Genomic DNA, 26528 nt, shown 5'->3' on the forward strand with positions numbered 1-26528 from the left:
AGCGCGTTTTTGGCGCGCGTGGAATCAGCTTGGCGTGAAGAATGCCCCTTAAAATACAGCAATATGGTTGCCGCACGGGGATGTGAATGCTATCCCGCGCCCCATGACAACTGCCCCGATTTCCAACATCCGCAACTTCTCCATCGTCGCCCATATCGACCATGGCAAATCGACGCTGGCCGACCGCCTGATCCAGACCACCGGCGGGCTGACCGATCGCGAAATGGCGGGCAAGGAGCAGGTGCTCGATTCCATGGATATCGAGCGCGAGCGCGGCATCACCATCAAGGCGCAGACGGTCCGGCTGAAATACCGCGCCAAGGACGGCAAGGATTACATCTTCAACCTGATGGACACGCCGGGCCATGTCGACTTCGCCTACGAAGTCTCGCGCTCGCTGGCGGCCTGTGAAGGATCGCTGCTGGTGGTCGACGCCAGCCAGGGCGTCGAGGCGCAGACGCTCGCCAACGTCTACCACGCGCTCGACGCGGGTCATGAGATCGTGCCGGTGCTCAACAAGGTCGACCTGCCCGCCGCCGAACCGGAAAAGGTCAGGCAGCAGATCGAGGATGTGATCGGCATCAGCGCCGCCGACGCGGTGATGATCTCGGCCAAGACCGGGCTTGGCATTCCCGACGTGCTGGAAGCCATCGTCACCCGCCTGCCGCCGCCGAAGGGCGACCGCGGGGCGACGCTGAAGGCGCTGCTGGTGGACAGCTGGTACGACGTCTACCTCGGCGTCGTCGTTCTCATTCGCGTCGTCGATGGCGTGATGAAGAAGGGCAGCCGCATCCGAATGATGGGCACCAACGCCGCCTATGACGTCGAGCGCGTCGGCTTCTTCACCCCGAAGATGACGCAGATCGACGAACTCGGCCCCGGCGAGATCGGCTTCATCACCGCGGCGATCAAGGAAGTCGCCGACACGAGAGTGGGCGATACCATCACCGACGACCGCAAGCCGATCACCGACATGCTGCCGGGCTTCAAGCCCGCGATCCCCGTGGTGTTCTGCGGCCTGTTCCCGGTCGATGCCGACGACTTCGAAACGTTGCGCGCGGCGATGGGCAAGCTGCGCCTCAATGATGCGAGCTTCTCGTTCGAGATGGAAACCTCCGCCGCGCTCGGCTTCGGCTTCCGCTGCGGCTTCCTCGGGCTGCTGCATCTGGAAATCATCCAGGAGCGCCTGCAGCGCGAGTTCGATCTCAACCTGATCGCGACCGCGCCGAGCGTGATCTACAAGATGCACCTCACGGATGGGCAAGAGATCGAGATCCACAATCCCGTCGACATGCCCGACGTGGTCAAGATCGCCGAGATCCAGGAGCCGTGGATCGAAGCTACCATCCTGACCCCGGACGAATATCTCGGCAGCGTTTTGAAACTTTGCCAGGACCGCCGCGGTTCGCAGAAGGAGCTGACCTATGTCGGCTCGCGCGCGATGGTGAAGTACGATTTGCCGCTCAACGAGGTCGTGTTCGATTTCTACGACCGGCTCAAATCGGTCTCGAAGGGCTATGCCTCGTTCGACTACCATCTGACCGACTACAAGCCTGCCGACCTCGTCAAGATGCAGATCCTCGTCAACCTCGAGCCGGTCGACGCGCTGTCGATGCTGGTGCATCGCACCCGCGCCGAAGGCCGCGGCCGCGCCATGGTCGAGCGGATGAAGGAACTGATCCCGCCGCACATGTTCGTGATTCCGATCCAGGCTGCGATCGGCGGCAAGGTGATCGCCCGCGAGACCGTCCGCGCGCTGCGCAAGGACGTCACCGCGAAATGCTACGGCGGCGACATCACGCGCAAGCGCAAGCTTCTGGAGAAGCAGAAGGAAGGCAAGAAGAAGATGCGGCAGTTCGGCAAGGTCGACATCCCGCAGGAAGCCTTCATTGCCGCGCTGAAGGTGGATAGCTGAGGCCCGGTTAACGTCACTCGTCATTCCGGGATGGTCCAGAGGACCAGACCCGGAATCTCGAGATTCCGGGTTCGCGCTACGCGCCCCGGAATGACGGCTTGCCTACGCCTCCGTCCCCTCACCTGCCGTCGTCCTCTCCTCCGCCACCAACCGCTCCAGCGCGGCCTTCGACGCGCGCTGTTCGCTGACCAGCTTCTTGGCCATGGCGAGCCGAGTGATCGTCCGCACCAGCGCCGTCGCCACCGGATTGGGGCCTTCCGCCTTCGCGCAGCGCAGCGACAGATGCGTGCCGCCATTTTCGAGCGGCGTCAGTTCGGCCATCTGTCGCACGATGGCGCCCATCGGCAGCCGGATGTGCCAGGTGACGTAGTCGAACGGCCGCCAGTCGACGATGTCGTGAACTATTGAATCTTTGCCGTGGGCGCAATGCTGCGTCGCGCCCAGCCCGATCCGCCCGCGAGCCAGCCCGGTCATGGTCATGCCGTCGATACCGTGCTGCCAGCGGATTTTCTTCTCGACGTCGGTGACATAGGCCCAGGCCATCGCCGGCGGCACCGGCAAATCGCATTCCATCGATTCGAACGCCAAAGGCTCATCGGGCTGCACCACGATGCGACGCGTCGCGCGCCATCGCGCAAAGATCGGGGCCAGATCGTAGACGTAACAAACGGTGTCGCCGAAATCGCCGGTGTCTTCGATGTGACGGATCGTGCCCGCAAAGAAATCCGGCAAGCCGATCGCTTCCGCCGCCTGTTCGGTCACCAGCGCATAGGCCTTGATGCCGGTTGTCGCCGTCACCGAATTCTTCATCAGGCGGTGCAGGTGGATCACCTCCGCCCCCTGCAATTCGGTGCGCCCCGCCATCTGCTGCGTCGCATAGGTGCCGTGATGCAGGAAGAATTTGAGATCAAGCTGACCCATGTTGCGGCAGGCGTTGCACTCGCATGTCGTGTTGACGCGCATGGCGCCGAGTGCATGGCTGAAGCTGCAATAGATGCGCTCGATGGCATCGAGCGGAAACTGGCGCTGCGGCAGGTTCACATCGGGCAGATGAGTCAGCGCCGCATCGCCCTGCAAATTCGACAGGATGATCGGTGCCCTGATCTCGGCAAAGATGCTCTTGAACAGAGCATCGAGAATGCCTTGCGCGTGCTCGAGCTCCGAGCGCGTGAGGAATATGGTGTAGCCGGTAATGTCGGCAATGAGCAGAAAGCCCTGTTGCGCCATAGCCAGCACTCCCTGGAAACACGACGCGCAATACGTCCATTCTAGCAGAAAGTTGTGGCATTCGCGCTGGTTTCTCGCGTCCCAGCGCGGTGCCCCGCCTTGCTCTGCGGCGCAGGATGGGTCAACATTGCTGCTGCTCAAACCATAAAATCCAAAAAAATGCTGAGGAAACGCATGAGCAAGCCCGCCGGTTTCTCCCAGCCCGGTTTCTCTTATGGCTGGATCGTCGTCGGCGCCGGCGCGCTGATGACCTGTGTCGGCTTCGGCACGATGTTGTCGCTGGCCGTGTTCCTGCAGCCGATTGCGACGGATACGGGATGGTCGGTGAGCGGCGTCTCGGCGGCGGCGACGATCGATTTCCTTGCCATGGGATTTGCGGCGTTCTTCTGGGGCGCATTGTCCGACCGGTTCGGAACCCGCATCGTGGTTTTGGCCGGCGCCGTGCTGCTCGGTATCGGCCTGGTCGGCGCGAGCCAGGCCACAGGCCTCTGGCAATTCCAGTTTTTCTTCGGCGTGCTGATCGGGATCGCGGCCGGCAGTTTCTATGCGCCGATGGTCGCGGTGGCGAGCGCCTGGATCGAACATCGCCGCAGCCTTGCGGTGGCGCTGGTGTCGGCCGGCATGGGCGTGTCGCCACTGACGATTGCGCCATTCGCAAGCTGGCTGATCACGGCCTATGACTGGCGCACCGCGATGCTGGCGATCGGCATCGCCTCCTGGGCGCTGTTGATCCCGGCGTCGTTCCTGGTGCGTCCAGCGCCGGAGGCCGCAGCACCCGCAAGCGGCGGATCTGACGCGCCGGAAATGCAGTGGTCCGTCGGGCAGGCGTTGCGGACGCCGCAGTTCGTCACGCTGGCATTGGCGCATTTCGCCTGCTGCGCGGCGCATTCGGGACCGATCTTCCACATGGTGAGCTACGCGATGATCTGCGGCATCGCGCCGCTCACCGCCGTCACCGTTTACAGCCTTGCCGGATTCTCCGGCCTCGGCGGCCGTCTGCTGCTCGGAATCATGGCCGACCGTCTCGGTGCCAAGCCGGTGCTGGTCGGCGGGCTGTTCGTGCAGGCGATGTCGGTCGCGACCTATCTTGCGGTCGGCCAGCTCGGCGAGTTCTATGCGCTGTCTGTGATCTTCGGGCTCGCCTATGGCGGCGTGATGCCGCTCTACGCCGTGCTGGTGCGCGAATATTTCGGCGCGCGCATCATGGGCACGGTGTTCGGCGCGGTCTCCGCCTTTGCCAGCCTCGGCATGGCGCTGGGGCCCTTGGCCGGCGGGTGGGTGTTCGACACTTTCCACGCCTACAACTGGCTCTATGTCGGCTCCTTCGCGATCGGCATTACCGCGGTCGCGGTGGCGCTGAGTTTCCCGTCGGCGAAGCGGCCATCGCAGCCTTCGCTCGATCTCGGACGCGCCGCGGCTTGAGATGCGTATCCTCCGCCGCCTTGATCGGGGACGGCGGATGGGCCACCATCGCGCCTCGCGCAAACAAAACAAGACAATGCGAGGAAGCGCATGAACAAGCACCCCGGCCTCGACCTCGTCGAGCGCGCGCGCATGCTGCAGCCATTGATCGCGCGCGACGCCGACGAAATCGAGCGGACGCGGCGGCTGACGCCTGATGTAACCGCGGCCCTGATCGAGAACGGGCTTTATCGTTCGCTGTTGCCGCAGAGCCTCGGCGGCGCCGAATTGCCGCTCGAGATCTTCATGCAGATGCAGGAGGAAATCGCCAAGGCCGATGCTTCCACCGCCTGGTGCCTCGGCCAGTGCAGCGTCTGCGCCATGACCGCGGCCTATCTCGACGCCGATGCCGCCAACGAGATCTTCAACGTCGCGCCCGGCATCCTCGCCTGGGGCGCGATCAACCATGAAGTGCAGGTCGTGCCCGGCGGCTACAAGGCCAGCGCGCGCTGGGATTTTGCCAGCGGCTCCCGTCAGGCGAGCTGGCTCGGCGCCCATGTCAGGGTCGTCGAGGCCGACGGCAGCCCGCGGCGCAAGGCGGATGGCTCGCCAGAGATCCGCACCATCCTGTTTCCGGTGGCTGATGCCACGATGTACGACGTCTGGGACGTCATCGGTCTGCGCGGCACCGGCACCGATTCCTACTCGGTCGACAATCTGTTCATCCCGGACAAATTCGCCGCGCTGCGCGACGACCCTGCGGCGCTCCGCGAACACGGCCCGCTCTACAAGCTCTCCACCAACATGGTGTTCAGCATGGGCTTTGCCGCGACCTCGCTCGGTGTCGCACGCGCGACGCTGGATGCCGCCACCGATCTGGCGCGCGGCAAGACGCCGCAAGGCCTCAAGGCGATGCGCGACAACAACGCCGTGCAGGGCCTGATCGGGCGCACCGAGGCGAGCCTGCGCGCCGCGCGCGCCTATCTCTACGCCACCGCTGCCGAGGTCTGGCGCGACCTGGCGCGCGGCGACGCCATTACCGAACAGCACCGGATCGCGCTGCGGATCGCCGCGACCTGGACCATTCATCAATCGGCCTCCGTGGTCGACACGGCCTATCACATGGCCGGCGCCACCGCCGTCTTCAGCGCCAACAAGTTCGAACGGCGCTTTCGCGACATGCACGCCATCGCGCAGCAGATCCAGGCCCGCGATACCCATTACGAGGATGCCGGCAAGGCGATTCTTTTCGCCAATCTCGACACGCCGCCGACCGCACGCTGATGGGGGTTGCGAGGAAAATGGCCGGGACAAAAGCTGCAAAAAAGCAGCCCACGAAAAACCCGGCTTCCACCGTCGAAGCCGTCTTCGCCGTCTATCCCAAGCCCGTCAAAGCCAGATTGCTGGCGCTGCGCCGGCTGATCTTCGATACCGCGAAAACCACCAAGGGCGTCGGCGCGCTGGAAGAGACGTTGAAATGGGGACAGCCGAGCTATCTCACGGCGGAGACCAAAAGCGGCAGCACGATCCGGATCGATCAGGTCAAGCCGGTGCCCGGGCAATACGCGCTTTACTTCCATTGCCAGACCAATCTGGTCGAGACCTTTCGCGAGCTTTATCCGGAGCTTCGCTATGGCGGCAACCGCAGCATTCTTCTCGGCGCCGACGACAAGGTACCGGAAGCAGAGTTGCGCCACTGCGTGGCGCTGGCGCTGACTTATCATCTGGGGAAGCGGAAGGGCGCGGGAGCGAAGTAATCTCCACCGTCATTGCGAGGAGCGCACAACGCTCGCTCCGAGCGTCGTCCCGAAGCGAATCCACTGTCGTCCCGGCGAAGGCCGGGACCCATACCCACCGGCGATAATTGTTTTGCACGCTGGTCGTCATCTTCCTTTTTTCAATAACAGGGGCCGCGGCGTATGGGTCCCGGCCTTCGCCGGGACGACAAAAATTATTCTCGCGACGCATTGCGCCCGAGCTTTGCCAGAAACTTCCCGCCCTCTCATGAGAGGGCGCAGGGAAGACCGGGTGCGCGCTGCACCCGCGGTCTCGCGTGCGGTTTGCACAAAACAAAATGCACACGAGCATACAGGGCAGCGGAGAACACCCGGCCTTCCCTGCGCAATGGCTTTACGACTTATAACGCGATCTCCCCGGTGAACGGGCTTTCTTGCCACCGTCGCTCCCGATCAGCTTTTGGCCTCTCAGGAACTTGACACCAGCAACGGGGTGTCAGGACCACGCGCCTTCGCCGTACGCCTCTGTCGCGTTACGTCTTCGCAACATCAGCGTCCACCGCAACCCGTCCAACGTCCGTGACGACGGCCGACGCCCTCTGAGTGGGACGGGATGGCCAAATATGTATGCCTGATTTGCTTTCTGGAAAAGCGAAATATTTTTTATTTCGGGGCTTGACACGGTTTCTGTAAAACAGAAGTGTTTTGCCCCGGCTTCGCCAAGGCTACGCCGGGCGCGGCCGTCGGGCCGTTTTGTCGCACTCCAACGTCATTGCGAGGAGCGAAAGCGACGAAGCAATCCACAGTCGCTATGCCGCGCCATGGATTGCTTCGCTCCGCTCGCAATGACGCGTGGTTACACGCGTGCTTCACGCCACCAGCGCCGTATCCCCGCCGGCTTCTTCGCCGCGCTGCGCCTTCAACAGGCTGATGATCTCGGCATTGGGCCGGGCGCGGCTGAACAGAAAACCCTGGCCTTCGTGGCAGCCTTCGTTGCGCAGGCAGCTCAGTTCGGCTTCGGTCTCGACGCCTTCGGCGGTGATGGTGACGCCGAGGCCCTTGCCGAGGCTGATGATCGAACGCACGATCGCCTGCGCATCGCGGTTGGAGCCGAGATCGCGCACGAACGACTGGTCGATCTTGATCTTGTCGAACGGAAAGCTGCGGAGGTAACTAAGGCTGGAATAGCCGGTGCCGAAATCGTCCATCGAGATGCGGACGCCGAGCGAGCGCAGCGCATGCAGCGTCGCCAGCACCTGGCTGCTCTTTTCCAATACCAGCGTCTCGGTGATCTCGAGTTCGAGCCGCGTCGCCGCCAGACCGGTTTGTTTCAACGTTTCCATCACCATCGACAGCAGATTGCCGACGCGGAACTGCAGCGGCGACAGATTGACCGCGACACGGACGTCGTCGGGCCATTGCGCCGCATCCATGCAGGCGCGGCGCAGCATTAAGCCGCCCACGGCGTTGATCAGGCCGGTCTCTTCGGCAACGGGGATGAACTCGCCGGGCGAGACCATGCCGCGTTCGGGATGCGGCCAGCGCACCAGCGCCTCGAAGCCGGTCACGCGCCCGGTCGAAAGGTCGACCAGCGGCTGATAATGCGGCCGCAGCAAATCGTTCTCGATCGCGTGGCGCAGCTCGATCTCGATCTTGCGGCGGGACTGCGCGCGGGCGTCCATTTCGGCTTCGAAGAAGCTGAACGTGCCCCGGAACTCGTTCTTGGCGCGCGACAGCGCCATGTCGGCGTTCTTCAGCAATCTCTCGGACTCGTCGCCGTCGCCCGGCGACATCGCGATGCCGATGCTGGCGCCGATCACCACCGAATGGCCGTCGAGCAGATAGGGGTCGCCGATCGCCTCCAGCAGACGCCTGGCCAGCAGCACGGCGTCTTCGGGGCGCGTCACCCCGCTCTGGACGATCGCGAACTCGTCGGAGTTGAGCCGCGCCAGCACGTCTTCCTCACGCAGCGTCGATCGCAGGCGCTTGGCGACGCCGCGCAGCAGCTTGTCGCCGACGCCATGGCCGAGCGTATCGTTGACCGCCTTGAAATTGTCGACGCCGAGCACCAGCACCGCCACCTTCTCGGCGCTGCGCCGCGTATGCAGCAGGAGATCGTCCATCTGCTGACGCAGCAGGGTGCGGTTCGGCAGTCCGGTCAGGCTGTCGTGCTGGGCCATAAAGGCAAGCCGCGCTTCGGCACGCTTGCGTTCGGTGATGTCCATCAACGCCAGCAGCACGGCCGGCTGGTCGCCGTAAACCAGCTGGCGCGAATAGATCGCCAGATCGATCAGCGCGCCGTCGGCCCTGACATGCTTCCAGGTCCGGGCCGCCTGTTCGTCACTGCTGCGATCGCCCGCCCACGGCAATTCCGGGTCGAACGCCTGCAGACTGCGGATCGTCAGTCGCTCGAACTCGGTGCGGCTATAGCCATAGTGCTGGAGCGCGGCGTCGTTGACGCCGAGAATGCGCTCGCCATCCAGCGAACAAACGATCATCGGCACCGGGTTGCTGTCGAACAGCAGGCGGAATGACGCCTCGCGCTGTTTCAACTCGGTAATATCGACGCGCAGACCGATGACGCCGCCGTCTTCGGTCAGCCGCTCGTCGATCAGGATCACGCGGCCATCGGCCAGCGTCTGCTCGTGACGATCGCCCGGCTGGTGAAGCCTGGTCAGACGCTCGGTGAGCCATTCCTCCTCGCGGCCAATCGCTTCCGGATAATCGCCGCGCTCGACGCCGACGCGGATGGTGTCCGCCAGCCGCGCGCCCGGCCTGAACAGGTCCGAGCTGCGGGTGTAGATCTCCGCATATTTCTTGTTCCAGAGAATGTAGCGCCCTTCGGCGTCGAGAAACACGATGCCCTGGGGCAGGATGTCGATCGCCTCGCGCAGCCGTTCATGCGATTTGCGCGCGTCCGCAATCGCGGCCTCCGCCTCGGCGCGCGTGCGCATGATCTCGCTGCGCTCGGCGGGACCATGGCGACGATGACCTGAAAGCTTCGGGCTGGGTTTTACCGGTCGACCGAACAGGCGAGCAATCGAGGGCTGCTTTGGTTTCTTGATTGTCTTTGGCCTTATCTTCGGCATTGCCGCGCCTCACCCGCCTTCTGCGTGCAATGTTCTCCGATAAGTGTCTGAAAAAATGGTATCTCCTGCCGGTTCGAACAGCCCCGCGCCCGGCTCTCCGGTGCCCGCTAGAAAGGCTGGTTCACGCTATGCGTGTGTTGCTGCAACAGGCGCGCGAGACCAAACGCAAATGCACACGCAGAATCTCAGCCAGCGCACGAAGAACACGCGACACGCATTCGGATTGCACACGGAATGCGCGAGATCTCGCGCTGGCGCATCAATATGCGCCAATGGTCGACAAGGTTATTGAAGCGTTAAGCCGGAGCTGATCGCCGCACAGTGCAAGCTGCCTAAAGAGCTTAAGCCGCGCGCACCGTATCGAGGAATTTGTCGACCTCCAGCCGGAGGCGGTTGCTTTCGCCGGACAGCGACTGAGCCGAAGAAAGAACCTGCGCGGAAGCGGAGCCGGTCCGGCGGGCGCCCTGGTTCACGTCGACGATGTTGGTGGCGACATCGGAGGTGCCCACTGCAGCCTGCTCGACGTTGCGCGCGATCTCCTGCGTGGCGCTGCCCTGCTGATCCACCGAGGTCGAGATCGTCGCGGCGATTTGCGAGATCCGGCCGATGGTGGTGCCGATCTGCTTGATCGCCAGAACCGATTCCTGGGTCGCAACCTGCATCCCGGCAATCTGGCTGCTGATTTCCTTGGTTGCGTTGGCGGTCTGCGCGGCGAGCGCTTTGACTTCCTGCGCGACCACCGCAAAGCCCCGTCCCGAATCGCCGGCGCGCGCCGCCTCGATGGTGGCGTTCAGCGCCAGGAGATTGGTCTGTTCGGCGATCGTGGTGATCAGATTGACGACGTCGCCGATCCGCAAGGCTGCCTTCGACAGCTCGTTGATGCGCGCGTCGGTCATCTCTGCCTGATTGACGGCTTCGCCGGCGATCCGGTTCGACTCCTGGACCTGGCGGCTGATTTCGGCGACCGACGCGGTCATTTCTTCCGTCGCGGCGGCGACCGACCTGACGTTCGAGGAGGCCTCCTCGGAGGCCGCCTCCACCCTGCCGGAGAGCTGCTGCGTCTCTTCGGCGGTTCGGGTCAGACTGGTCGCCGAGGCTTCCAGTTCCGTTGAAGCCGAGGATACGGTCTGCACGATCTCGCCGACCGCGGCCTCGAACTCGGCCGCGAGTTTCTGCATTTCCGCCCTTCGCTGGGCATGCGCGTGCTTTTCGGTTTCCGAACGTTCCGCGCGCAGCCGGTTCGATTCCAGCATGTTGTCCTTGAAGACCTGCAGCGCACCCGCCATGTCGGCGATTTCGTCCGAGCCGCCGGTCGCAATATTGGTCGCCAGATCGCCCGCGGCAATGGACTTCATGCTGTTCTGCAGATGCACCAGACGGCGCACGACGCCGCGCCCGACATAGTACCAGCCAATGACCAGCGCCGTTAAAAGGCTGACGAGCGCAAGACTGATCAGGATGATGCGTCCCTGCCCGATCTCCGCCTCCGAGTCACGGACCGCGGTGGCTGCGCCCGCTTCGCTGCGCTTTCGCAAGCTGGCGACTTCCTTCTCGAACTCCTGGGCGAGCGTGCGGTTCTCCGTCACCACATTGGCGCCGGCCTTCGCGGCCACCAGTTCGCGTTGCTTGAGTTCGAAAATATTGCCGGCGTCCTTGCCGGTCTTGACCAGCTCATCGACCAGTTTCGACGCCTCGGGATTCTTGAAGGCCGCGGCTGCCTTGCCAAGGCGGCCCGCGGTCGCCGTGAAGCGGTCCTTGACCGGCGGCAGCAGATCGGCAGACGGCAGGTCGGCGGCCTCCACCAGGATTCCCAGTATCAAATTGGATTCCGCGCGCAACTCCAGAATGGCTTGCAGCGACGCCAGTTCGTTGTCGGCCAGCGCCGACAGCGTCTTCTGAACGACTTCCAGATCCTTGTTGTCGGCCGCGGTCTGCAGGCCCATCGTCAGGCTGAACCCGGCGTCATCGGCCATCGGCGACAGTTTTTCGGCAAGCTTCTGATGCGATTTGCGCAAGCTCGCGACCAGCGCGTCGCGCGAGGCGGCAATGGTCTGGCGCTCGGTGACGGATTGCACCAGCCGATCGAGATTGACCAGGATGCGATCGGCGGTCTGGCTGACTTTGGCGACGTCGTCGGCGGCGAGCGCGCCGATGCTCTGCTTGAGCTCCTGACGCGCCGCGGTCAAGATCCTGGAGGCGTGATCGCGCTCGGCCTGATCGGTCGCGGCGAGAAGGCGGGGTGCCGCGGCGGCGACGTCGCCGGCGGCCCTGGCGACCTCGGAGGCCCGCGTGATCTCAGGCAGGCTCTTCTCGGAGATCGCGCCCAGCGAACGGCCGAGGCTGTCGTAGGAGATGATCGCGCTGCCGCTTGCGAGCACCGTGAGCGCCGCGACGACGCCAAAGGCCATAAACAAGCGACCGCGAAGGCCGAGGTGATACCACGACATGCCAGCGTTCATCGCAAAACTCCAATCAACAAAGCAAAATCGTGCCGCGAGCAGCCGGGTGTTACCCCGGTGCTCGCGGCTTTCTAGATTTACGATCCGGACTTCTCGAGCCGGTCGACCGCCTTGAAGCTGCCGTCCGCCTGGATCACGGTCAGGAACACTTCATTCGAGCCGCGGTTGCTGGTGGGGCTGTAGGAGAGCTTGAAGCCGCCGAGATCGAGGCTGCCGGCTTTTTGCACGGCGTCGATCATGGCCTGGCGGGTCAGGTCGCCATCAACCTTCTCGAGCGCTGCGGCAATCGCACGGCCGACGAGGTAACCCTCGAGCGAAACGAAGCCGGGCTGCGCATCGGGCGCGCTGGCCTTGAGCGAAGCATGATAGCGCCCGACCACCGGGATCGCCGCATCCTTCGGGAACGGAACGACCTGCGTGATCACGACGCCGGTGCCGGCAGCGCCGAGTTCCTTTGCAAGCGCATCGGACCCGACAAAGGAGATGTTCACGAAAGTGGCGTCGAGCTTGATCTGCTTGGCCAGCTTGATGAACTCAGCCGCGGGCTTGTAGGGGCTGATCATGATCACGGCCTGGGGCTCGGCCTTCTTGATGGCCAGCAGCGCGGCTTTCACGGCCACCGTGTTGCGCTCGAAGGTGCCTTCGCCGGCAAGCTGCATCTGCCGCTTTTCGAGCGCCTTCTTGACGCCGGCAAGGCCGGCCTGACCGAAGGCGTCGTCCTGGTACATGATCGCGATCTTGGTCGCGCCGAGATCCTTGGTCACCCGTTCGACCATGGCTTCGGTTTCCTGGAAGTAGCTGGCGCGAATATTCATCACCAGCGGCTTGTGCGGCTCGCGCAGGAATTCGGCGCCGGTGAAGGCACCGATGAAGGGGGCGCCTGCCGCCGTTGCGATCGGCTGGGTGGCGGCGGATGTCGGGGTGCCAACCGCACCGACGAGCGCGAACACCTTGTCTTCCTCCAGCAGCTTCTTGGCCGCTTCGATCGACTTGGTCGGCTCATAGCCGTCGTCGACGCTCTTGAGTTCGAGCTTGCGGCCCTTGACGCCACCGGCCTTGTTGATCTCGGCGAAGGCTGCTTCCAGCCCAATCTTCATGCCCTGGCCCAGGGCCGACGCCGGACCGTCAAGCGCCGCGGCTTGACCAAACACGATCTTGTCGGCCGACACGCCGTTTTCGGCGGATGCGGGAATGCTGGTCGCGAGGAGAACAGCCGACGCAGCAAGGAAGGCGTTGAACGGAGTAGCTCGCATATGAATTGTCCTTTGGCGGGTGTAATGGTCGAACGGATCTGCTGGCCCGGGTCATCGTTGGCATGACGACACAGCAACACTGCGTTGCGATTGTGAGCCCGATTGCTTCAGAACAGATTAATGATTTGACCGGTGCGTATTTGTACGGTTGCGGAATCAAGGCGAGGTTCACGGCGAGGTTGCACCTGTGAACACGCAGCCGCGCAAGGCGACGATCATCGCAGAACCAAAGACCCAGGAAATACCCAAAGCAGAATCGTCACTTGCGCGGATCAGCGACAAGTGTCCGAAATTCTTGCGGTGACCGGCAAGGTTATCGAAGGGTTAAGATGATCGCCTGTCCGTGCGACGCCGCGGGCGACCGCTCTCCGATACCATAACTTAGTTGATCTCGATCCGCGTATTGCGTTGGCCGTTACGCTGCACCAGCGCGAACAGCGCCGCCGCATGCGACGGGTGCAGCCTGACGCAGCCATGCGAGGCGCGGCCGCCGAGCCGCTTGATATCCGTGGTGCCGTGGATGGCGAATCCGTAATAGAAGAAGATCGCGTGCGGCATCGGCGAACTGTAATATTTGCGCGAGAAATAACGTCGATGCATCGATTGCGGACGGAATACGCCACTCGGCGTGCCATAGCCGCTGCGACCGGTCGAGACCGGCCAGCTGTACCGCGTCGCGCCGTCGATGCTGACCGCCATGCGCTGCGATGATTTGTCGATCTGGACCACGACCGCGGCGCGTGCCGGACTCAGTGCCAATGCCGACATGAAAATCGCGGCCACAAATGACAGCCGCACACCCAACCGAAATTTCATAATGACGCCCTGCCGCCAAAAAAAGATCTCTCGAATGGCGGCATGATGTGTTTTGGAAACGCGCCCTTGTAAAGAGCGGCGGCCCGGCCGGGCGCAAAGGGTCCGAATTAATCTTAACCCGGGGCAACCGGGATAGCGTGGTATTGCCGCGTGCAGATGCTGTGGGAGATCAAACAATTGCGATTGGCGCGGTTGTCCCGCGCTGCCGATTCCATGTTACGTTTTGGGCAGATAGAGTGATCCGATGACACCCCGCCTGATTCTGATCCCGCTCCTGGTCTTGATCGGTCTCGCCAATGCCACCATGGCGTGGGCGCAGGACAAGGGCAGCGTTGACCCCAAGCCGCTGCCGCCGCTGGCCAATCCCAACGACCCCAACATCGGCGCCAAGGAATTGTTCGGCCGCAAGCTGCTGCCGGCGGCGACGCCGACGCGGGTGCTCGGCTTTTACGCCCATGGCTGCATCGCGGGCGCGGAGGGACTGCCGATCAATGGCGACACCTGGCAGGTGATGCGGCTGTCGCGCAACCGCTACTGGGGGCATCCCGACATGGTCGCGCTGGTGAAGCGGCTGGCCAACAAGGCGCACAAGGATGCCGGCTGGCCCGGCATTCTGGTCGGCGACGTGTCGCAGCCGCGCGGCGGCCCGATGTTGACAGGCCATGCCAGCCATCAGGTGGGACTCGACGCCGACATCTGGCTGACGCCGATGCCGAACCGCCGGTTGTCGCGCAACGAACGCGAGGAAATGTCGGCTGTCATGATGGTGCGCGGGGACAGGCTCGACATCGATCCCAAAGTGTTCACACCAAGCCATCTGGTGGTGATCCGCGCTGCCGCGCAGGAGCCGACGGTGCAGCGCATCTTCGTCAACGCCGCGATCAAGAAGGCGCTGTGCCGCGAGGCCAAGGGCGATCGCAGCTGGCTGCACAAGGTGCGGCCGATGTATGGCCACGACTATCATTTCCACATCCGCATCAAATGCCCGCCCGGCGCCGGTGAATGCGAAAGCCAGCCCGATCCGACCGAAGGCGAAGGCTGCAGCGCCGGCGACCTCGCCTACTGGTTCAAGGATTCAGTGCTCCATCCGAAGCCGCCGCTCATCCCGCCGAAACCAAAACCGCCGATGACGATGGCGCAGCTCCCCCCGGCCTGCAAAGCAGTGCTGACCGCACCGGATGCAAAGCAATAGCCGCCATTTCATTCTCGTCCGCAATGCGCTAGTGTTGCAGCGCCTCACGCCGTAAGCGCGGGCGGACTTCCTGGGACGACGGTCCTCAGCTTCACATCTCAACCGATAGCCACCCTGTGCGCGGCCAGGCTGCGCGCAGCATCATTTCGTGAGGACCGTCATGCGCATCAGTGCACGCAACCAGATCAAGGGCACCGTCGTCGAAGTCAGGAAAGGCGCGACCACCTCGCATGTCCGCGTCGATATCGGCAATGGCCAGATCATCACCTCCTCGATCACCAACGAAGCCGTCGATGACCTCGGCATCAAGACGGGTGGCAAAGCCATCGTTGTGATCAAGGCCTCGGACGTCATGATCGCGGTGGACTGACATGCGCGCTCGCAATCCTGACGACGGAATAGGCTAAGATGTGGGACGAAGGGTCTCTTTACCCGGCCTGTCAGCCTGCTATTGTTCCGGTCAGCGATATCCCGACCGACCGTAAGTCATCGGGATTGCCGGAACGGCGCTTCCGCCTGTCGCATCCCTGACCCAAGCAATGCCTGATTTGCGCGCGCCAACCGCGCCGCGGACTCGCAGGAGCGCCAACATGTATCGTCCCGCCGGAATTTTTGCCGCCTTTTTCATTCTGTTTGGCGCGATCCATTCGCCCGCTGCCGCACAGGACAAGACCATCACGGTGTTCGCCGCCGCCTCGATGAAGAATGCGCTCGACGACATCGACGCCGCCTATACCGCCAAGACCGGCGTCAGGGTCACGGTAAGCTATGCCGCGAGCTCGGCACTGGCAAAACAGATCGAACAGGGCGCGCCGGCCGACGTGTTCATCTCCGCCGACACCGACTGGATGGATTATGCGATCGGAAAGAAAACCATCAACGAGCCGACCCGGGTCAATTTGCTCGGCAATTCCATTGTGCTGATCGCGCCGAAGGATTCCAAGATCGACAATGTCAGCATCGGCGCGGGCTTCGACCTCGCCAAGCTCGCGGGTGACGGCAAGATCGCAACCGGCGACGTCAAATCCGTGCCGGTCGGCAAATATGGCAAGGCCGCGCTGGAGAAGCTCGGCGCCTGGCAGGCGGCCGAACCGAAATTCGCGATGGCCGACAGCGTGCGCGCGGCGCTGACGCTGGTGGCGCGCGGCGAAGCCGTACTTGGCATCGTCTACTCCACCGACGCCAGGGTCGAGCCCGGCGTCAAGGTCGTCGGCACCTTCCCGGGCGATTCCCATCCCGCGATCATCTATCCCGTCGCAGCGACCACGACAGCCAGGCCGGAAACGTCGGATTATCTTGCCTTCCTGCGCTCGACCGCGGCCAAGAACATCCTTGAAAAATACGGCTTCAAGTTCCTGGTCAGCCCCTCGACCTGATGTTCGATATCTCGCCGACGGAATGGACGGCGATCCTGCTCAGCTTGCGGGTCGCCATCATCGCAACGCTGGTGGCGACGCCGTTCGGCATCGCGCTGGCGTGGCTGCTGGCGCGGCACAATTTCTGGGGCAAGTCGATCCTCGACGCGCTGGTCCATCTGCCGCTGGTGCTGCCGCCGGTCGTGACAGGCTATCTGCTGCTGCTCACCTTCGGCCGCCGCGGCATGGTCGGCGCGTGGCTGGCCGACAATCTCGGCATCGTGTTCGCATTTCGCTGGACCGGAGCTGCGCTGGCCTGCGGCGTGATGTCGTTTCCGCTTCTGGTGCGGCCGATCCGGCTGTCGATCGAGGCGATCGACCGGCGGCTGGAACAGGCATCGAGCACGCTCGGCGCGGCACCGTGGCAGGTGTTTGCGACCGTGACCCTGCCGCTGGCGCTGCCGGGCATCCTGGCCGGCATGGTGCTCGGCTTTGCCAAGGCGATCGGCGAGTTCGGCGCCACCATTACGTTCGTCTCGAATATTCCCGGCGAGACCCAGACGATTTCCTCGGCGATCTATTCGCTGATCCAGACGCCCGACGGCGACCGCGCGGCGGGGCGGCTGGTGCTGATCTCCATCGTGATCGCGATGGGCGCGCTGATCGCATCCGAGTGGTTCGCACGGCGCGCCACGCAGCGCCTGCACGGGAATTGATCATGCTGCGCGTCGAGGTCACAAAGCAGCTTGGCGAGTTCTCGCTGGAAGCCTCGTTCACCAGCGAGGGCCGCGTCACCGGTCTGTTCGGCGCGTCCGGCGCCGGCAAGACCTCGCTGATCAACATGATCGCGGGCTTGCTGCGTCCCGACCGCGGCGTCATCACCCTCGACGGCGAAACGCTCGACGATACCTCGACGGGCGCGCACGTGCCGCCGCATCGCCGCCGCATCGGCTACGTGTTCCAGGATGCCCGGCTGTTTCCGCATCTCGACGTACGGCAAAATCTCGACTACGGCCGACGCATGAACAGCCTCGCCGAGGATCCGGCGCAGCATGCGCGCATCACCGGCCTGCTCGACATCGGTGGCCTGCTGGATCGCCGGCCCGGAAAACTCTCCGGCGGCGAGCGTCAGCGCGTCGCGCTCGGCCGCGCGCTGTTGTCGAAACCGCGATTGCTGTTGCTCGATGAACCGCTGGGATCGCTCGACGAGGGACGCAAGGTCGAAATCCTGCCCTATCTTATCCGGCTGCGCGACGAAGGCATCCCGATGGTCTATGTCAGCCACGATGCCGCGGAGCTGCGCCAGCTCGCGACGCAGATCGTGATGCTGCGCAACGGACGCGTCACCGCGCTCGGCGGAGTGAAGGTGCTGACGGGCAGCACGCCTGCTTGATATCGTCCGTGATCCAGATCACGTTCGATCGGCGCAAAACCGAAGAAATCCAGTGTTTATAGGCACTTCCTGAACACCCGTTCAGAAAAATCTTTCGAACTATTTTCGCGGGCGACGCGTCTCATAAACGCATCAGGCAATCACGCCTAGCACAATGGAGACTACAACTATGTTCCGTAAAATCGCTCTTGCAGCTGCTGCCGCGATCGCTCTGACCGCTGCTGCTGTTGCCCCGGCTTCGGCTGGTGGTAAGGGGGGCCACGGTCATGGTGGTCATCACGGTCATGGCCATCACGGCCATCATCATGGTCATCATCATCACGGTCATGGCCATCATCATCACCACCACGGTCATCATCACCACGGTCATCATCACTTCGGATCGTTCTACATCGGCGGAAGCTGCTGGAAGACGGTGTGGACCGACTTCGGACCGCGTCGCATCTACGTCTGCGGCCGCTATCTGTAAGCTGACGGCCATCGCAAGAAGGCCTCAGCCGAAGGCTGGGGCCTTCTCCCTTTTGCAGGGCTGTATCAATTTCACCTAGACGATTTCGCGTGCCCGCAAGTCCGCGATCGCGCCGGCGTCGTAGCCGAGCGAGGCCAGCACCTCGTCGGTATGGGCGCTGAGTTCGGGCGCCATGCGGTCGAGCTTGCCACCGCCATGGGCGAGTTGAAAACCGCTGCCGGCGAAACGAAGCCGGCCATAGGGCGTGTCGATTTCCTGAATGGCGCCGCGCGCTGCGATCTGCGGGTGATCGATCACTTCCTCGACCTTCCAGATGCTGGCGCAGGGCGCGCCGGCCGCTTCCAGGATCGTCTCCCACGCGCGCGGGTCTTTCGTCGACAACGCCTCCTCGATGATGCCGCGCAACGCCGGCTCGTTTTCCTGCCGGGCGAACCAATCGACAAACCGCGGATCTTCCAGCGCGTCAGTGCGGCCGAGCGCCTTCATCAGCGACTGATATTGCTTCTCGCTGTTGACGGCGAGCAAGAGATAGCCGTCGCCGGCCTTGAACAGGTTGGCGGTCGGCCGCCGGCTGACGGCCTGATTGCCGGAGAGTTGCTGGCGATGACCGGCAACCGCGTAATCCGCCACCTGACCTGAAAGAAACGCCAGCGTCGCCTCCAGCATGGAGACATCGACCATCTGCCCCTTGCCGGTATGGGTGCGCTGGAACAGCGCGCTCGAGACGCCGAACGCCGCGGTCGAGCCGGACAAGACGTCGCAGACCGCAAAGCCGGCGCGGGTCGGTCCGGTCTCGGCGTGGCCCGTAATGGACATGATGCCCGACAGCGCCTGGATCTTGCCGTCATAGCCGGCGCCAAGCCGTGCCGGACCGGTCTGGCCGAAGCCCGAGATCGCGCAATAGATCAGCCGCGGGTTGATCGCCGAGAGCGCCGCATAGCCGATGCCGAGCTTGTCCATCACGCCGGGGCGGAAATTCTCCATCACCACGTCGGCCTGCGCCGCAAGCTGCTTGACGATTCCGATCGCTTCCGGCTTTTGCAGGTCGAGCGTCAGGCTGCGCTTGTTGCCGTTGACCGCCTGCCAGCCGGGAGCGAGACCGCGCTCGGCCCATTCGCGGCTCAGCGGCGTCCGCCGCATGTCCTCGCCCTCGCGCCGCTCCACCTTGATGACGTCAGCGCCGAGCAGCGCGAGCTGGTAGCTCGCATAGGGGCCGGCCAGCACCTGCGTGAAGTCGAGAATCTTCACGCCTTCGAACGGTCGGGTCAATGGAGGTCCTCCTGGTGCTTTCTTCCCTCTCCCCTTGTGGGAGAGGGTGGCTTCGCGAAGCGAAGACGGGTGAGGGGTTCTCTCCTCACGGCTAGCCTCTAGATGAGGATAGAGACCCCTCATCCGGCGCGCTTTGCGCGCCACCTTCTCCCACAAGGGGAGAAGGAAGGCACCGCGTCACGCCGCGCGGTTGCCGCGCGCGATTTCTTTCTGCTTGTCGAACTCGGCCCGGCGCCGTGCCAGTTCTTCCGGGCTCATCTGCGCGATGTTGTTGTAGTCGAGCTTCCAGGAGGCATCGTCGCTCCAGCGCAGCGGCGATTGCATCGTGGTGCGCGCGCCGGACGCAGTTTCCAACAGGCGCAGCGCCAGTTCGAGCGTCTGCGCCTGCGAGGCCACATCCTGCGGCTTGCCGGCGGAGTTGCCGAGCGGGAAATCCGAGAACAGGAAACGCGGCACGGCGGCGTGCTCGACGATGTCCTTGGCGCAGCCCATCACCACGGTGGCGATGCCATTGGCTTCGAGATGGCGCGCGACCAAAGCCGAGGTCTGGTGGCACACCGGGCAGTTCGGCACCAGCACGGCGACGTCGACCTTGTCGGCGAGGCAACGCTCAAGAATCTCCGGCGCGTCGGTGTCGATGGTGACGCGATGGCTGCGATTGGTCGGCGCGCCGAAGAAGCGCGGCGCCACCTCGCCGATCCGCCCCGCGGCTTGCGCCTTCAGGAGCTGCGGCAGCGGAAACCAGGTGCCGCTGTCGGTTGCTGACGTGTGCTTGCGGTCATAGCCGATATGCGAGATCCGCAGATCGTGCTGCTGCGACGTATCGCCGTCATAGACCGTGTAGAATTTCGCGCCGCCATTATACGCCGCACCCGGACCCTGATCGCCCTTGGTGGGGTCATATTGCGCGGCGGTCGTAACGATGGTCACCCGCGATTGCGCCAGCGGCTTTTTCAGCGGCTGGAATGGCGCATCGACGTAGTGCGCCCAGCGGTAGGCCGTGGTGTAGCCGATCGCCGCATAATAATCGCGGGTCCGCTGCATATAGGGGACCGGAGAATCGTAGTCGGGCGCAAAGCCCAGTTGATCGTCGGACGGGCCGGACATTGTTGTGTCTCCTGCGTTTCCCTGAGCGTTGGGCCCAAGCTAATGAGTGTCCGCCTATTCCTCAACAGCGGATATCCGATGGCTCCCCAGTTTGTAGGGCGGATTGGAGCCGAAGGCGTAATCCGCCGTCTTGAGGGCCACAATCGGCGGATATCGCCTTCGGCTCAATCCGCCCTACAAACTACCGCTACACCCCCGCGACCTGCGACCATATCTCGGCAAGCTTGCGCCTGAACGTCTGCATGCGCGTCAAGGGCACGGCCACTTCCTCTTCCTCGGGCAGCCGAAGGCCGATGACACTGACCCGGCCGCCACTGATGCTGCGCGCGACCAGGACGATGGGATCCAGCACCAGCTCGGCGCCTTCCTTTGGCGCGTGGTCGAGATGGATGTCGAAATAGTCCGCCAGCGTCAGCTTGGCCTGCTCTTCACCGACCGCAACGCCGTAGATCGCAGCGAGTTCGCCCAGCGTGTGCTCGCCCGACACCGTGAAATCGCCGAGCAGATGCGGATCGGGCGCCGAACTCGGCGCCATGTCGACAAAGAACCGATCCAGCGCCTCGGCCTTTTCCGGCGGCGCCAGCAGATAGATGTAATCGCCGGGCGCGATCGGATCGGCCTCGGTGGGCGAGAGGATCCGCTCGTCGCGGATCACCAGCGTCGGCTTCGACCAGGACGGGATCAGCCCGCGACGGAAATACAAGCTCTTTGAACGCACGGGATAGCCGACCAGTTGTTGCTCGAGCTGGCCGGGCAGATCGAGCTCGACACGGCGCGGGCCACGGTCGGCGCGGGGCAACGCCACATGCAGCAGCCGCGCCGCCGGCGCCAGCGTCCAGCCCTGCAGCAGCAGCGAGATGAAGACGACGACAAAGGCGACGTCGAAATAGAGATAGGCTTTCGAAAGCCCCACCAGCATCGGGATCGATGCCAGGAAGATCGCAACCGCGCCGCGCAGGCCGGTCCAGGCGATGAAGAGCTTTTCCCGCCAGTTGAAGCGAAACGGCGCGAGACAGAGAAACACCGCCAGCGGCCGCGCCAGCAGCATCAGCACCAGCGCCACCAGCACGGCCGGACCGATGCTGCTCACCAGCCGCTGCGGCGACACCAGCAGGCCGAGCATGACGAACATCACGATCTGCGCCAGCCAGGTCGCGGCATCGAGGAACGTCACCACCGAATTATGCGCGCGCGTCGGCCGGTTGCCGATGATGATGCCGGCGAGATAGACCGCGAGAAAGCCGCTGGCGTGCGCGATCTGCGCCGCCCCGAAAATCACCAGCGCCGCGGTGGCGACAAAGGGCGCATGCAGGCCCTGCGGCAGCGCCACGCGATTGAGCCCCACCACCACCAGACGACCGCCGATCACGCCGACGATGGCACCGAGCCCGGCTTCACGGATGAATTCAAGCGCGATATGCGCGGCCGAGCTTTGACCGAGCGAAATGTACTGGACCAGCATCAGCGTGAGGAAGACCGCGAAGGGATCGTTGGTGCCGGATTCGGCTTCCAGTGTCGCACCCACCCGAGGGCGCAGCCGCAGGCCCTGCGCATGCACCAGCAGGAACACCGCCGCCGCATCGGTCGAGGCGACGACGGCACCGACCAGCAGCGACTCGCTCCAGTTCAGATCGAGCACATATTTGGCGAACGGCGCCGTGACCAGGGCGGTGAGCAACACGCCGACCGTCGCCAGTACCGTGGACGGCGCCAGCACCGCACGGATACTTTGAAACCGCGTTTTCAGACCGCCGTCGAACAGGATCAGCGCCAGCGCCACCGATCCCACCAGATAGGTCGAGCGCACGTCGTCGAAGCTCAGCTGGCCGGGCCCGGAATCGCCCGCCAGCATGCCGATCAGCAGGAAGACCAGCAGCAACGGCGCGCCAAAGCGCAGCGCCAGCAGGCTCGAGAGAATTCCGGCCATTATCAGGGCGGCTCCGAGCAAAATCGCCAGACTTACTGAATCGAGAGAAGCCATAAATTTAGGGAAGCCTCGAATCTAGAGAAGATTTGCAGCTCTGCAACGTTGGGCAAATACTTGCAATTGCATCCTTATCGTCGCCACAGTTGAACGCCAACCCATTTCTCCAGATAGTGGCAATGTGCCCGATTTATCGGCCTAACTTGCCCTTGCGGACGCCTTGTATCGATGGCATCCGCAGCTGGCTTGTGGGAATCTGCCAGCGCTTCGAATCAATTTTGCATGATGGGGCAGCTTGATAAGCAAGCTGGCCCCGAACGAGATTTTGCCGATGGATCCGAAAGAGATTATCGAGTTGCTGCACACCACCGCGCGGTCGCTCGGCGCGGAGGTCACCTCACCCTGGTTCTATCTGCAGTTTGGCCTGATCCTCGCCGGCGCAGGCATCGCCTATGCGAGCGACGCGGCGATTCGTTCGCGCGTCGACATGACCTCGTTCGCGATGGGCTTGCCGCTGCCGCTCAGGCACTTCGCCCGCGTGCTGGTCTTTAGCGCTTCCACCGCGGTGTTCGCCGTTCTGATGATCGCCGCCCGCATCACGATGGTCCAATCGACCTGGCCGAGCCGCAGCTATCTGCTGGCGGTCTGCGCCAAGCTGGCGCTGGCCTGGCTGGTCATTCGCCTCGTGACGTCGGTCATTCGCAACGAGTTCATCGTCCGCCTGGTGTCGCTGTCGGCATGGCTGGTCGCGGCGCTCAGCGTCGTCGGCCAGCTTCAACCGACCCTGGACTTGCTGGATTCGGATGCGGCCTCGATCGTGCTCGGCGGATTGCGGCTGACGCCGCTGGTCCTGATCAAGCTCGGCGCCCTGCTGATCGTGGCGCTGTGGCTGACCAACATCGCCAGCAATTTCGTCGAAAGTCGCATCACCCGCTCCGCGGACCTGACGCCGTCGATCCAGGTGCTGCTGGTGAAGATGATCCGCATGGGCCTGATGGTGCTGGCGATCATCATCGCGCTCAGCGCCGTCGGCATCAATCTGTCCGCGCTCGCGGTGTTTTCCGGTGCGGTCGGCGTCGGTATCGGTATCGGCCTGCAGAAGATCGTCGCCAACTTCATCTCGGGCATCATCCTGCTGGCGGACAAATCGGTAAAACCCGGCGATCTCGTCACCATCGGCGACAGCTCGGGGCGGATCAGCGCGATGAAGACGCGCTATATTTCGGTCGCCGCCGGCGACGGCCGCGAATTCCTGATCCCGAACGAGGATCTGGTGACCCAGAAGGTCGTGAACTGGACCTATACCGACAAGAACACGCTGGTGAAGGTGCTGTTCGGCACCAATTACGACGCCGATCCACGGCTGGTCTGCAAGCTGGCCGTCGAGATCGCCGCGGCCGCGCCCCGCGCCATCAAAAACAAGCCGCCGAACTGCATCCTGACCGAATTCGCCGAGGCCGGGATGAAATTCTCCCTGACCTTCTGGATCGCCGACCCCGACGGCATGGACACCGTGAAGAGCGACGTCATGCTGTCGCTGTGGGACGCCTTCAAACGCGAGGGCATCCGGGTTCCCTATCCGGTGCGTGAAATCCGGGTCCGGGGCGGCGCGCTGCCGGTCGAATCCGTGGTTGAGGTTTCCAGCTGAAATCAAGCGTTTAGATGCCCTCCAGCCCCCCAACCTTGGCTTGCACTGCTAGCTGCGATCATTAAATTAGGCGGCAAATCAGCCTTTGACGCCCTCTATTCCGAAGCATGACCCGCCCATGAGCTATATCGAAGCAACAGATACCTCCTTGCGAAAGACCGGACAGATCAAGCTGCATGGCGCGAGCGGTTTCGCCGGCATGCGCAAGGCAGGCGCCCTGGTCGCCAAATGCCTCGACGAGCTCACCGACATCGTCAAGGAAGGCATTCCCACCTCGCGGATCGACGAATTCGTCCGCGACTTTGCGTTCAGCCACGGCGCCTACCCGGCGACGCTGATGTATCGCGGCTACCGCTATTCGACCTGCACCTCGATCAATCACGTGGTCTGCCACGGCATGCCCGGCGATCGCGCGCTGAAGGAAGGCGACATCGTCAATATCGACGTCACCTTCATCGTCGACGGCTGGTATGGCGATTCCAGCCGCATGTATGTGATCGGCCCGATCGCCCGCAAGGCCGAGCGGCTGATCGAGGTCACCTATGAGGCGATGATGCGCGGTATTGCCGCCGTAAAACCCGGCGCCACCACCGGCGACATCGGCCACGCCATCCAGAGTTTTGTGGAGCCGCAAGGCATGAGCGTGGTGCGCGATTTCTGCGGCCATGGTTTGGGGCGCATGTTCCACGACGAGCCGAACATCATCCATATCGGCCGGCCCGGCGAAGGCGTGGCGCTGAAGCCCGGCATGTTCTTCACCATCGAGCCGATGATCAATCTCGGCAAACCGCATGTGAAGATCCTCTCCGACGGCTGGACCGCGGTGACGCGCGACCGCTCGCTGTCGGCGCAGTTCGAGCATTCGGTCGGCGTGACCGCTGATGGCGTCGAAATCTTCACGCTGTCGCAGCGCCACGCCGAGAAGCCTCTGGCTAAGGCATAGTTGGGTTACGGCTTAAATTCCGATCGATCCCAACTTTCTGAACCATACCTTTGATCGCGCTGAGCGACGCGATGCCGTGAGAACGACGGCCAAAGGCGCTTGTTGCAAATTGTTCTCAATACAAAGCCTGCCGTCTTCCCTCCTGCGGCAAGATGCCGGTCTCCTAACTTGAATCCTTGCGGAATACGCCGCGCGCGACGGGGTAGAACTCGACGCGGACGCTCTCAGTCGGGGCCTCCGACGGGCGATCAACCAAGGGAGCAAGAACAATGTTCGAGATTTCACGTCGCGATCTGATTCTCGGGAGCACGGCGGCCGCGCTCGTTTTCGGCCTCAAGGGACCGGTTTCGTTCATCGATGCGGCGCACGCGCAGCGCGCCGCGGACAGCCTCAAATACAAGGTCGGCGACATCGAGGTGTTCAGCCTGCATGAGGGCTCCGTCGAGCGCACCGTCACCGAAGCGATGGTCAAGAACGCCTCGCTCGACGACGTCAAGAAGGCGCTGAGCGCGGCCGGCATCGGACCTGACAAGATCGACAACCCCTTTACCGTCACGGCGATCCGGACCGGCGGCAAGGTCGTGCTGTTCGATACCGGCTTTGGCGGCAACGGTCCGGCCACGGTGGGCAAGCTCGCCGACAACATGAAGGCCGCCGGCCTCGATCCCGCGACCGTCTCCACGGTGGTGATCTCGCATTTCCATGGCGACCACATCTCCGGCCTGTGGGTAAAGGAGACCAACGCGCAGGTGTTCCCGAACGCGGAAATCATGATGCCCGAGGTCGAGTTCAAGTACTGGACCGATCCGGCGCTGGTGGAGAAGGTGCCGGAAGCCAACCGTCCGATGGTCAAGCGCATCCAGGCGACGTTCCCGACCTGGAAGAACGTCAAGCAATACAGCGACGGCGCCGACCTCGCGCCCGGCGTGAAAGCGATCGCCACGCCTGGCCATACGGTCGGACACATGTCCTTCCTGGTGGCTTCGGGTGGACAGCAGCTCTACATCCAGAGCGACGTCACCGGCATGCACCAGCTGTTCGTCAGGAACCCCGGCTGGTTCTCCAGCTTCGATGCAGACGGACCGAAAGCGGAAGCCACGCGCCGCGCTTTCTTCGATCGCGTCATTGCCGAGAAGGGCATGATCGCCGGCTATCATTTCGGCTTCCCGAATGTCGGCACGCTGTCGAAGGATGGCAATGGCTATGCGTTCGCGGCCGTGAAAGCCTGATAGCGGACTGGTCCGAAACACCTGAAGGGCGCCGCATGTCGTGCGGCGCCTTTTCTCTATCCGAAATCCGCCGCCGCCCGGCACTTCAGAGTTGCAAAAGCTG

At 63.4% G+C, this 26528-nt stretch carries 21 protein-coding genes; 13 read left to right on the forward strand and 8 right to left on the reverse strand.

The window, feature by feature from the left end; all coding sequences use genetic code 11:
* The first annotated feature begins 103 nt into the window (after positions 1-103).
* Positions 104-1915: a translation elongation factor 4 gene (gene lepA / locus JQ567_RS16900; protein ID WP_212439868.1), complete on the forward strand. Its 1812-nt coding sequence runs from the start codon at positions 104-106 to the stop codon at positions 1913-1915.
* 102 nt (positions 1916-2017) lie between these two features.
* On the opposite strand, the gene JQ567_RS16905 is transcribed toward lepA, so the two are convergent.
* A complete protein-coding gene (locus JQ567_RS16905) occupies positions 2018-3142 on the reverse strand; it encodes a DUF2652 domain-containing protein (protein WP_212439869.1) in 1125 nt (374 codons plus the stop codon).
* A 174-nt stretch (positions 3143-3316) separates the two neighbouring features.
* Between JQ567_RS16905 and JQ567_RS16910 the strand changes: the two genes are divergently transcribed.
* The 3 genes from JQ567_RS16910 to JQ567_RS16920 all read left to right on the forward strand — a co-directional run bounded on the left by JQ567_RS16910 (position 3317) and on the right by JQ567_RS16920 (position 6300).
* Positions 3317-4564 carry an MFS transporter gene (locus JQ567_RS16910; RefSeq protein ID WP_212439870.1) on the forward strand — a complete coding sequence of 416 codons (1248 nt, stop codon included), beginning with the start codon at positions 3317-3319 and terminating at the stop codon, positions 4562-4564.
* A 90-nt stretch (positions 4565-4654) separates the two neighbouring features.
* A complete protein-coding gene (locus JQ567_RS16915) occupies positions 4655-5827 on the forward strand; it encodes an acyl-CoA dehydrogenase family protein (protein ID WP_212439871.1) in 1173 nt (390 codons plus the stop codon).
* Between the two features lie 17 nt (positions 5828-5844).
* Positions 5845-6300: a DUF1801 domain-containing protein gene (locus JQ567_RS16920; RefSeq protein ID WP_212439872.1), complete on the forward strand. Its 456-nt coding sequence runs from the start codon at positions 5845-5847 to the stop codon at positions 6298-6300.
* A gap of 848 nt (positions 6301-7148) precedes the next feature.
* Here JQ567_RS16920 and JQ567_RS16925 read toward each other — a convergent pair.
* From JQ567_RS16925 to JQ567_RS16940, 4 genes are all read right to left on the reverse strand, one after another.
* Positions 7149-9368, reverse strand: a complete 2220-nt coding sequence (locus JQ567_RS16925; RefSeq protein ID WP_212439873.1) for a bifunctional diguanylate cyclase/phosphodiesterase — start codon at positions 9366-9368, stop codon at positions 7149-7151.
* A 341-nt stretch (positions 9369-9709) separates the two neighbouring features.
* Positions 9710-11827 (reverse strand): methyl-accepting chemotaxis protein, encoded by a 2118-nt coding sequence (locus JQ567_RS16930; RefSeq protein ID WP_212439874.1) that lies wholly within the window; start codon positions 11825-11827, stop codon positions 9710-9712.
* A 77-nt stretch (positions 11828-11904) separates the two neighbouring features.
* Positions 11905-13080 (reverse strand): ABC transporter substrate-binding protein, encoded by a 1176-nt coding sequence (locus JQ567_RS16935; protein ID WP_212439875.1) that lies wholly within the window; start codon positions 13078-13080, stop codon positions 11905-11907.
* Positions 13081-13461: 381 nt separating this feature from the next.
* The gene (locus JQ567_RS16940) at positions 13462-13896 is read right to left on the reverse strand and encodes a L,D-transpeptidase (RefSeq protein WP_212439876.1); all 435 of its coding nucleotides are present in this window, start codon (positions 13894-13896) and stop codon (positions 13462-13464) included.
* A 244-nt stretch (positions 13897-14140) separates the two neighbouring features.
* Here JQ567_RS16940 and mepA point away from each other — a divergent pair, with 244 nt between their 5' ends.
* From mepA to JQ567_RS16970, 6 genes are all read left to right on the forward strand, one after another.
* Positions 14141-15088 carry a penicillin-insensitive murein endopeptidase gene (gene mepA, locus JQ567_RS16945; protein WP_212439877.1) on the forward strand — a complete coding sequence of 316 codons (948 nt, stop codon included), beginning with the start codon at positions 14141-14143 and terminating at the stop codon, positions 15086-15088.
* Between the two features lie 160 nt (positions 15089-15248).
* Positions 15249-15458 (forward strand): molybdopterin-binding protein, encoded by a 210-nt coding sequence (locus JQ567_RS16950; RefSeq protein ID WP_212265795.1) that lies wholly within the window; start codon positions 15249-15251, stop codon positions 15456-15458.
* Positions 15459-15678: 220 nt separating this feature from the next.
* A complete protein-coding gene (gene modA / locus JQ567_RS16955) occupies positions 15679-16464 on the forward strand; it encodes a molybdate ABC transporter substrate-binding protein (protein WP_212439878.1) in 786 nt (261 codons plus the stop codon).
* Complete coding sequence (modB, locus tag JQ567_RS16960; protein WP_192739217.1) at positions 16464-17159, forward strand: molybdate ABC transporter permease subunit; 696 nt, start codon at positions 16464-16466, stop codon at positions 17157-17159. Before modA ends, modB begins: the two co-directional genes overlap by 1 nt.
* Positions 17160-17161: 2 nt before the next feature.
* A complete protein-coding gene (gene modC / locus JQ567_RS16965; RefSeq protein ID WP_212415108.1) occupies positions 17162-17836 on the forward strand; it encodes a molybdenum ABC transporter ATP-binding protein in 675 nt (224 codons plus the stop codon).
* A gap of 266 nt (positions 17837-18102) precedes the next feature.
* Positions 18103-18384, forward strand: a complete 282-nt coding sequence (locus JQ567_RS16970) for a hypothetical protein (protein WP_212439879.1) — start codon at positions 18103-18105, stop codon at positions 18382-18384.
* On the opposite strand, the gene JQ567_RS16975 is transcribed toward JQ567_RS16970, so the two are convergent.
* The 3 genes from JQ567_RS16975 to JQ567_RS16985 all read right to left on the reverse strand — a co-directional run bounded on the left by JQ567_RS16975 (position 18381) and on the right by JQ567_RS16985 (position 22662).
* The gene (locus JQ567_RS16975; RefSeq protein ID WP_212439880.1) at positions 18381-19574 is read right to left on the reverse strand and encodes a CaiB/BaiF CoA-transferase family protein; all 1194 of its coding nucleotides are present in this window, start codon (positions 19572-19574) and stop codon (positions 18381-18383) included. The genes JQ567_RS16970 and JQ567_RS16975 overlap by 4 nt on opposite strands.
* A 177-nt stretch (positions 19575-19751) precedes the next feature.
* Entirely contained in the window at positions 19752-20681 is a 930-nt protein-coding gene (locus JQ567_RS16980) for a glycine/sarcosine/betaine reductase selenoprotein B family protein (RefSeq protein ID WP_212439881.1), read from the reverse strand.
* Positions 20682-20868: 187 nt separating this feature from the next.
* Positions 20869-22662 carry a potassium/proton antiporter gene (locus JQ567_RS16985; RefSeq protein ID WP_212439882.1) on the reverse strand — a complete coding sequence of 598 codons (1794 nt, stop codon included), beginning with the start codon at positions 22660-22662 and terminating at the stop codon, positions 20869-20871.
* Between the two features lie 274 nt (positions 22663-22936).
* On the opposite strand from JQ567_RS16985, the gene JQ567_RS16990 reads away from it, so the two are divergent.
* The 3 genes from JQ567_RS16990 to JQ567_RS17000 all read left to right on the forward strand — a co-directional run bounded on the left by JQ567_RS16990 (position 22937) and on the right by JQ567_RS17000 (position 26425).
* The gene (locus tag JQ567_RS16990) at positions 22937-24253 is read left to right on the forward strand and encodes a mechanosensitive ion channel domain-containing protein (RefSeq protein ID WP_212439883.1); all 1317 of its coding nucleotides are present in this window, start codon (positions 22937-22939) and stop codon (positions 24251-24253) included.
* A 118-nt stretch (positions 24254-24371) separates the two neighbouring features.
* The gene (gene map / locus JQ567_RS16995; protein WP_211998364.1) at positions 24372-25196 is read left to right on the forward strand and encodes a type I methionyl aminopeptidase; all 825 of its coding nucleotides are present in this window, start codon (positions 24372-24374) and stop codon (positions 25194-25196) included.
* Positions 25197-25465: 269 nt separating this feature from the next.
* Positions 25466-26425: an MBL fold metallo-hydrolase gene (locus JQ567_RS17000; protein WP_212439884.1), complete on the forward strand. Its 960-nt coding sequence runs from the start codon at positions 25466-25468 to the stop codon at positions 26423-26425.
* The last annotated feature ends 103 nt before the right edge of the window (positions 26426-26528 follow it).

This window comes from Bradyrhizobium sp. AUGA SZCCT0431, assembly GCF_018131065.1.
In the GTDB taxonomy this organism is placed as follows: Bacteria; Pseudomonadota; Alphaproteobacteria; order Rhizobiales; family Xanthobacteraceae; genus Bradyrhizobium.

What these genes read in the sequence shown, in the direction of transcription:
- lepA (WP_212439868.1), top strand. Translation starts at nt 104, where the DNA reads ATGACAACTGCCCCGATTTCCAACATCCGCAACTTCTCCATCGTCGCC.
- JQ567_RS16905 (WP_212439869.1), bottom strand. Translation starts at nt 3,142, where the DNA reads ATGGCGCAACAGGGCTTTCTGCTCATTGCCGACATTACCGGCTACACC.
- JQ567_RS16910 (WP_212439870.1), top strand. Translation starts at nt 3,317, where the DNA reads ATGAGCAAGCCCGCCGGTTTCTCCCAGCCCGGTTTCTCTTATGGCTGG.
- JQ567_RS16915 (WP_212439871.1), top strand. Translation starts at nt 4,655, where the DNA reads ATGAACAAGCACCCCGGCCTCGACCTCGTCGAGCGCGCGCGCATGCTG.
- JQ567_RS16920 (WP_212439872.1), top strand. Translation starts at nt 5,845, where the DNA reads ATGGCCGGGACAAAAGCTGCAAAAAAGCAGCCCACGAAAAACCCGGCT.
- JQ567_RS16925 (WP_212439873.1), bottom strand. Translation starts at nt 9,368, where the DNA reads ATGCCGAAGATAAGGCCAAAGACAATCAAGAAACCAAAGCAGCCCTCG.
- JQ567_RS16930 (WP_212439874.1), bottom strand. Translation starts at nt 11,827, where the DNA reads ATGAACGCTGGCATGTCGTGGTATCACCTCGGCCTTCGCGGTCGCTTG.
- JQ567_RS16935 (WP_212439875.1), bottom strand. Translation starts at nt 13,080, where the DNA reads ATGCGAGCTACTCCGTTCAACGCCTTCCTTGCTGCGTCGGCTGTTCTC.
- JQ567_RS16940 (WP_212439876.1), bottom strand. Translation starts at nt 13,896, where the DNA reads ATGAAATTTCGGTTGGGTGTGCGGCTGTCATTTGTGGCCGCGATTTTC.
- mepA (WP_212439877.1), top strand. Translation starts at nt 14,141, where the DNA reads ATGACACCCCGCCTGATTCTGATCCCGCTCCTGGTCTTGATCGGTCTC.
- JQ567_RS16950 (WP_212265795.1), top strand. Translation starts at nt 15,249, where the DNA reads ATGCGCATCAGTGCACGCAACCAGATCAAGGGCACCGTCGTCGAAGTC.
- modA (WP_212439878.1), top strand. Translation starts at nt 15,679, where the DNA reads ATGTATCGTCCCGCCGGAATTTTTGCCGCCTTTTTCATTCTGTTTGGC.
- modB (WP_192739217.1), top strand. Translation starts at nt 16,464, where the DNA reads ATGTTCGATATCTCGCCGACGGAATGGACGGCGATCCTGCTCAGCTTG.
- modC (WP_212415108.1), top strand. Translation starts at nt 17,162, where the DNA reads ATGCTGCGCGTCGAGGTCACAAAGCAGCTTGGCGAGTTCTCGCTGGAA.
- JQ567_RS16970 (WP_212439879.1), top strand. Translation starts at nt 18,103, where the DNA reads ATGGTGGTCATCACGGTCATGGCCATCACGGCCATCATCATGGTCATC.
- JQ567_RS16980 (WP_212439881.1), bottom strand. Translation starts at nt 20,681, where the DNA reads ATGTCCGGCCCGTCCGACGATCAACTGGGCTTTGCGCCCGACTACGAT.
- JQ567_RS16985 (WP_212439882.1), bottom strand. Translation starts at nt 22,662, where the DNA reads ATGGCTTCTCTCGATTCAGTAAGTCTGGCGATTTTGCTCGGAGCCGCC.
- JQ567_RS16990 (WP_212439883.1), top strand. Translation starts at nt 22,937, where the DNA reads ATGGATCCGAAAGAGATTATCGAGTTGCTGCACACCACCGCGCGGTCG.
- map (WP_211998364.1), top strand. Translation starts at nt 24,372, where the DNA reads ATGAGCTATATCGAAGCAACAGATACCTCCTTGCGAAAGACCGGACAG.
- JQ567_RS17000 (WP_212439884.1), top strand. Translation starts at nt 25,466, where the DNA reads ATGTTCGAGATTTCACGTCGCGATCTGATTCTCGGGAGCACGGCGGCC.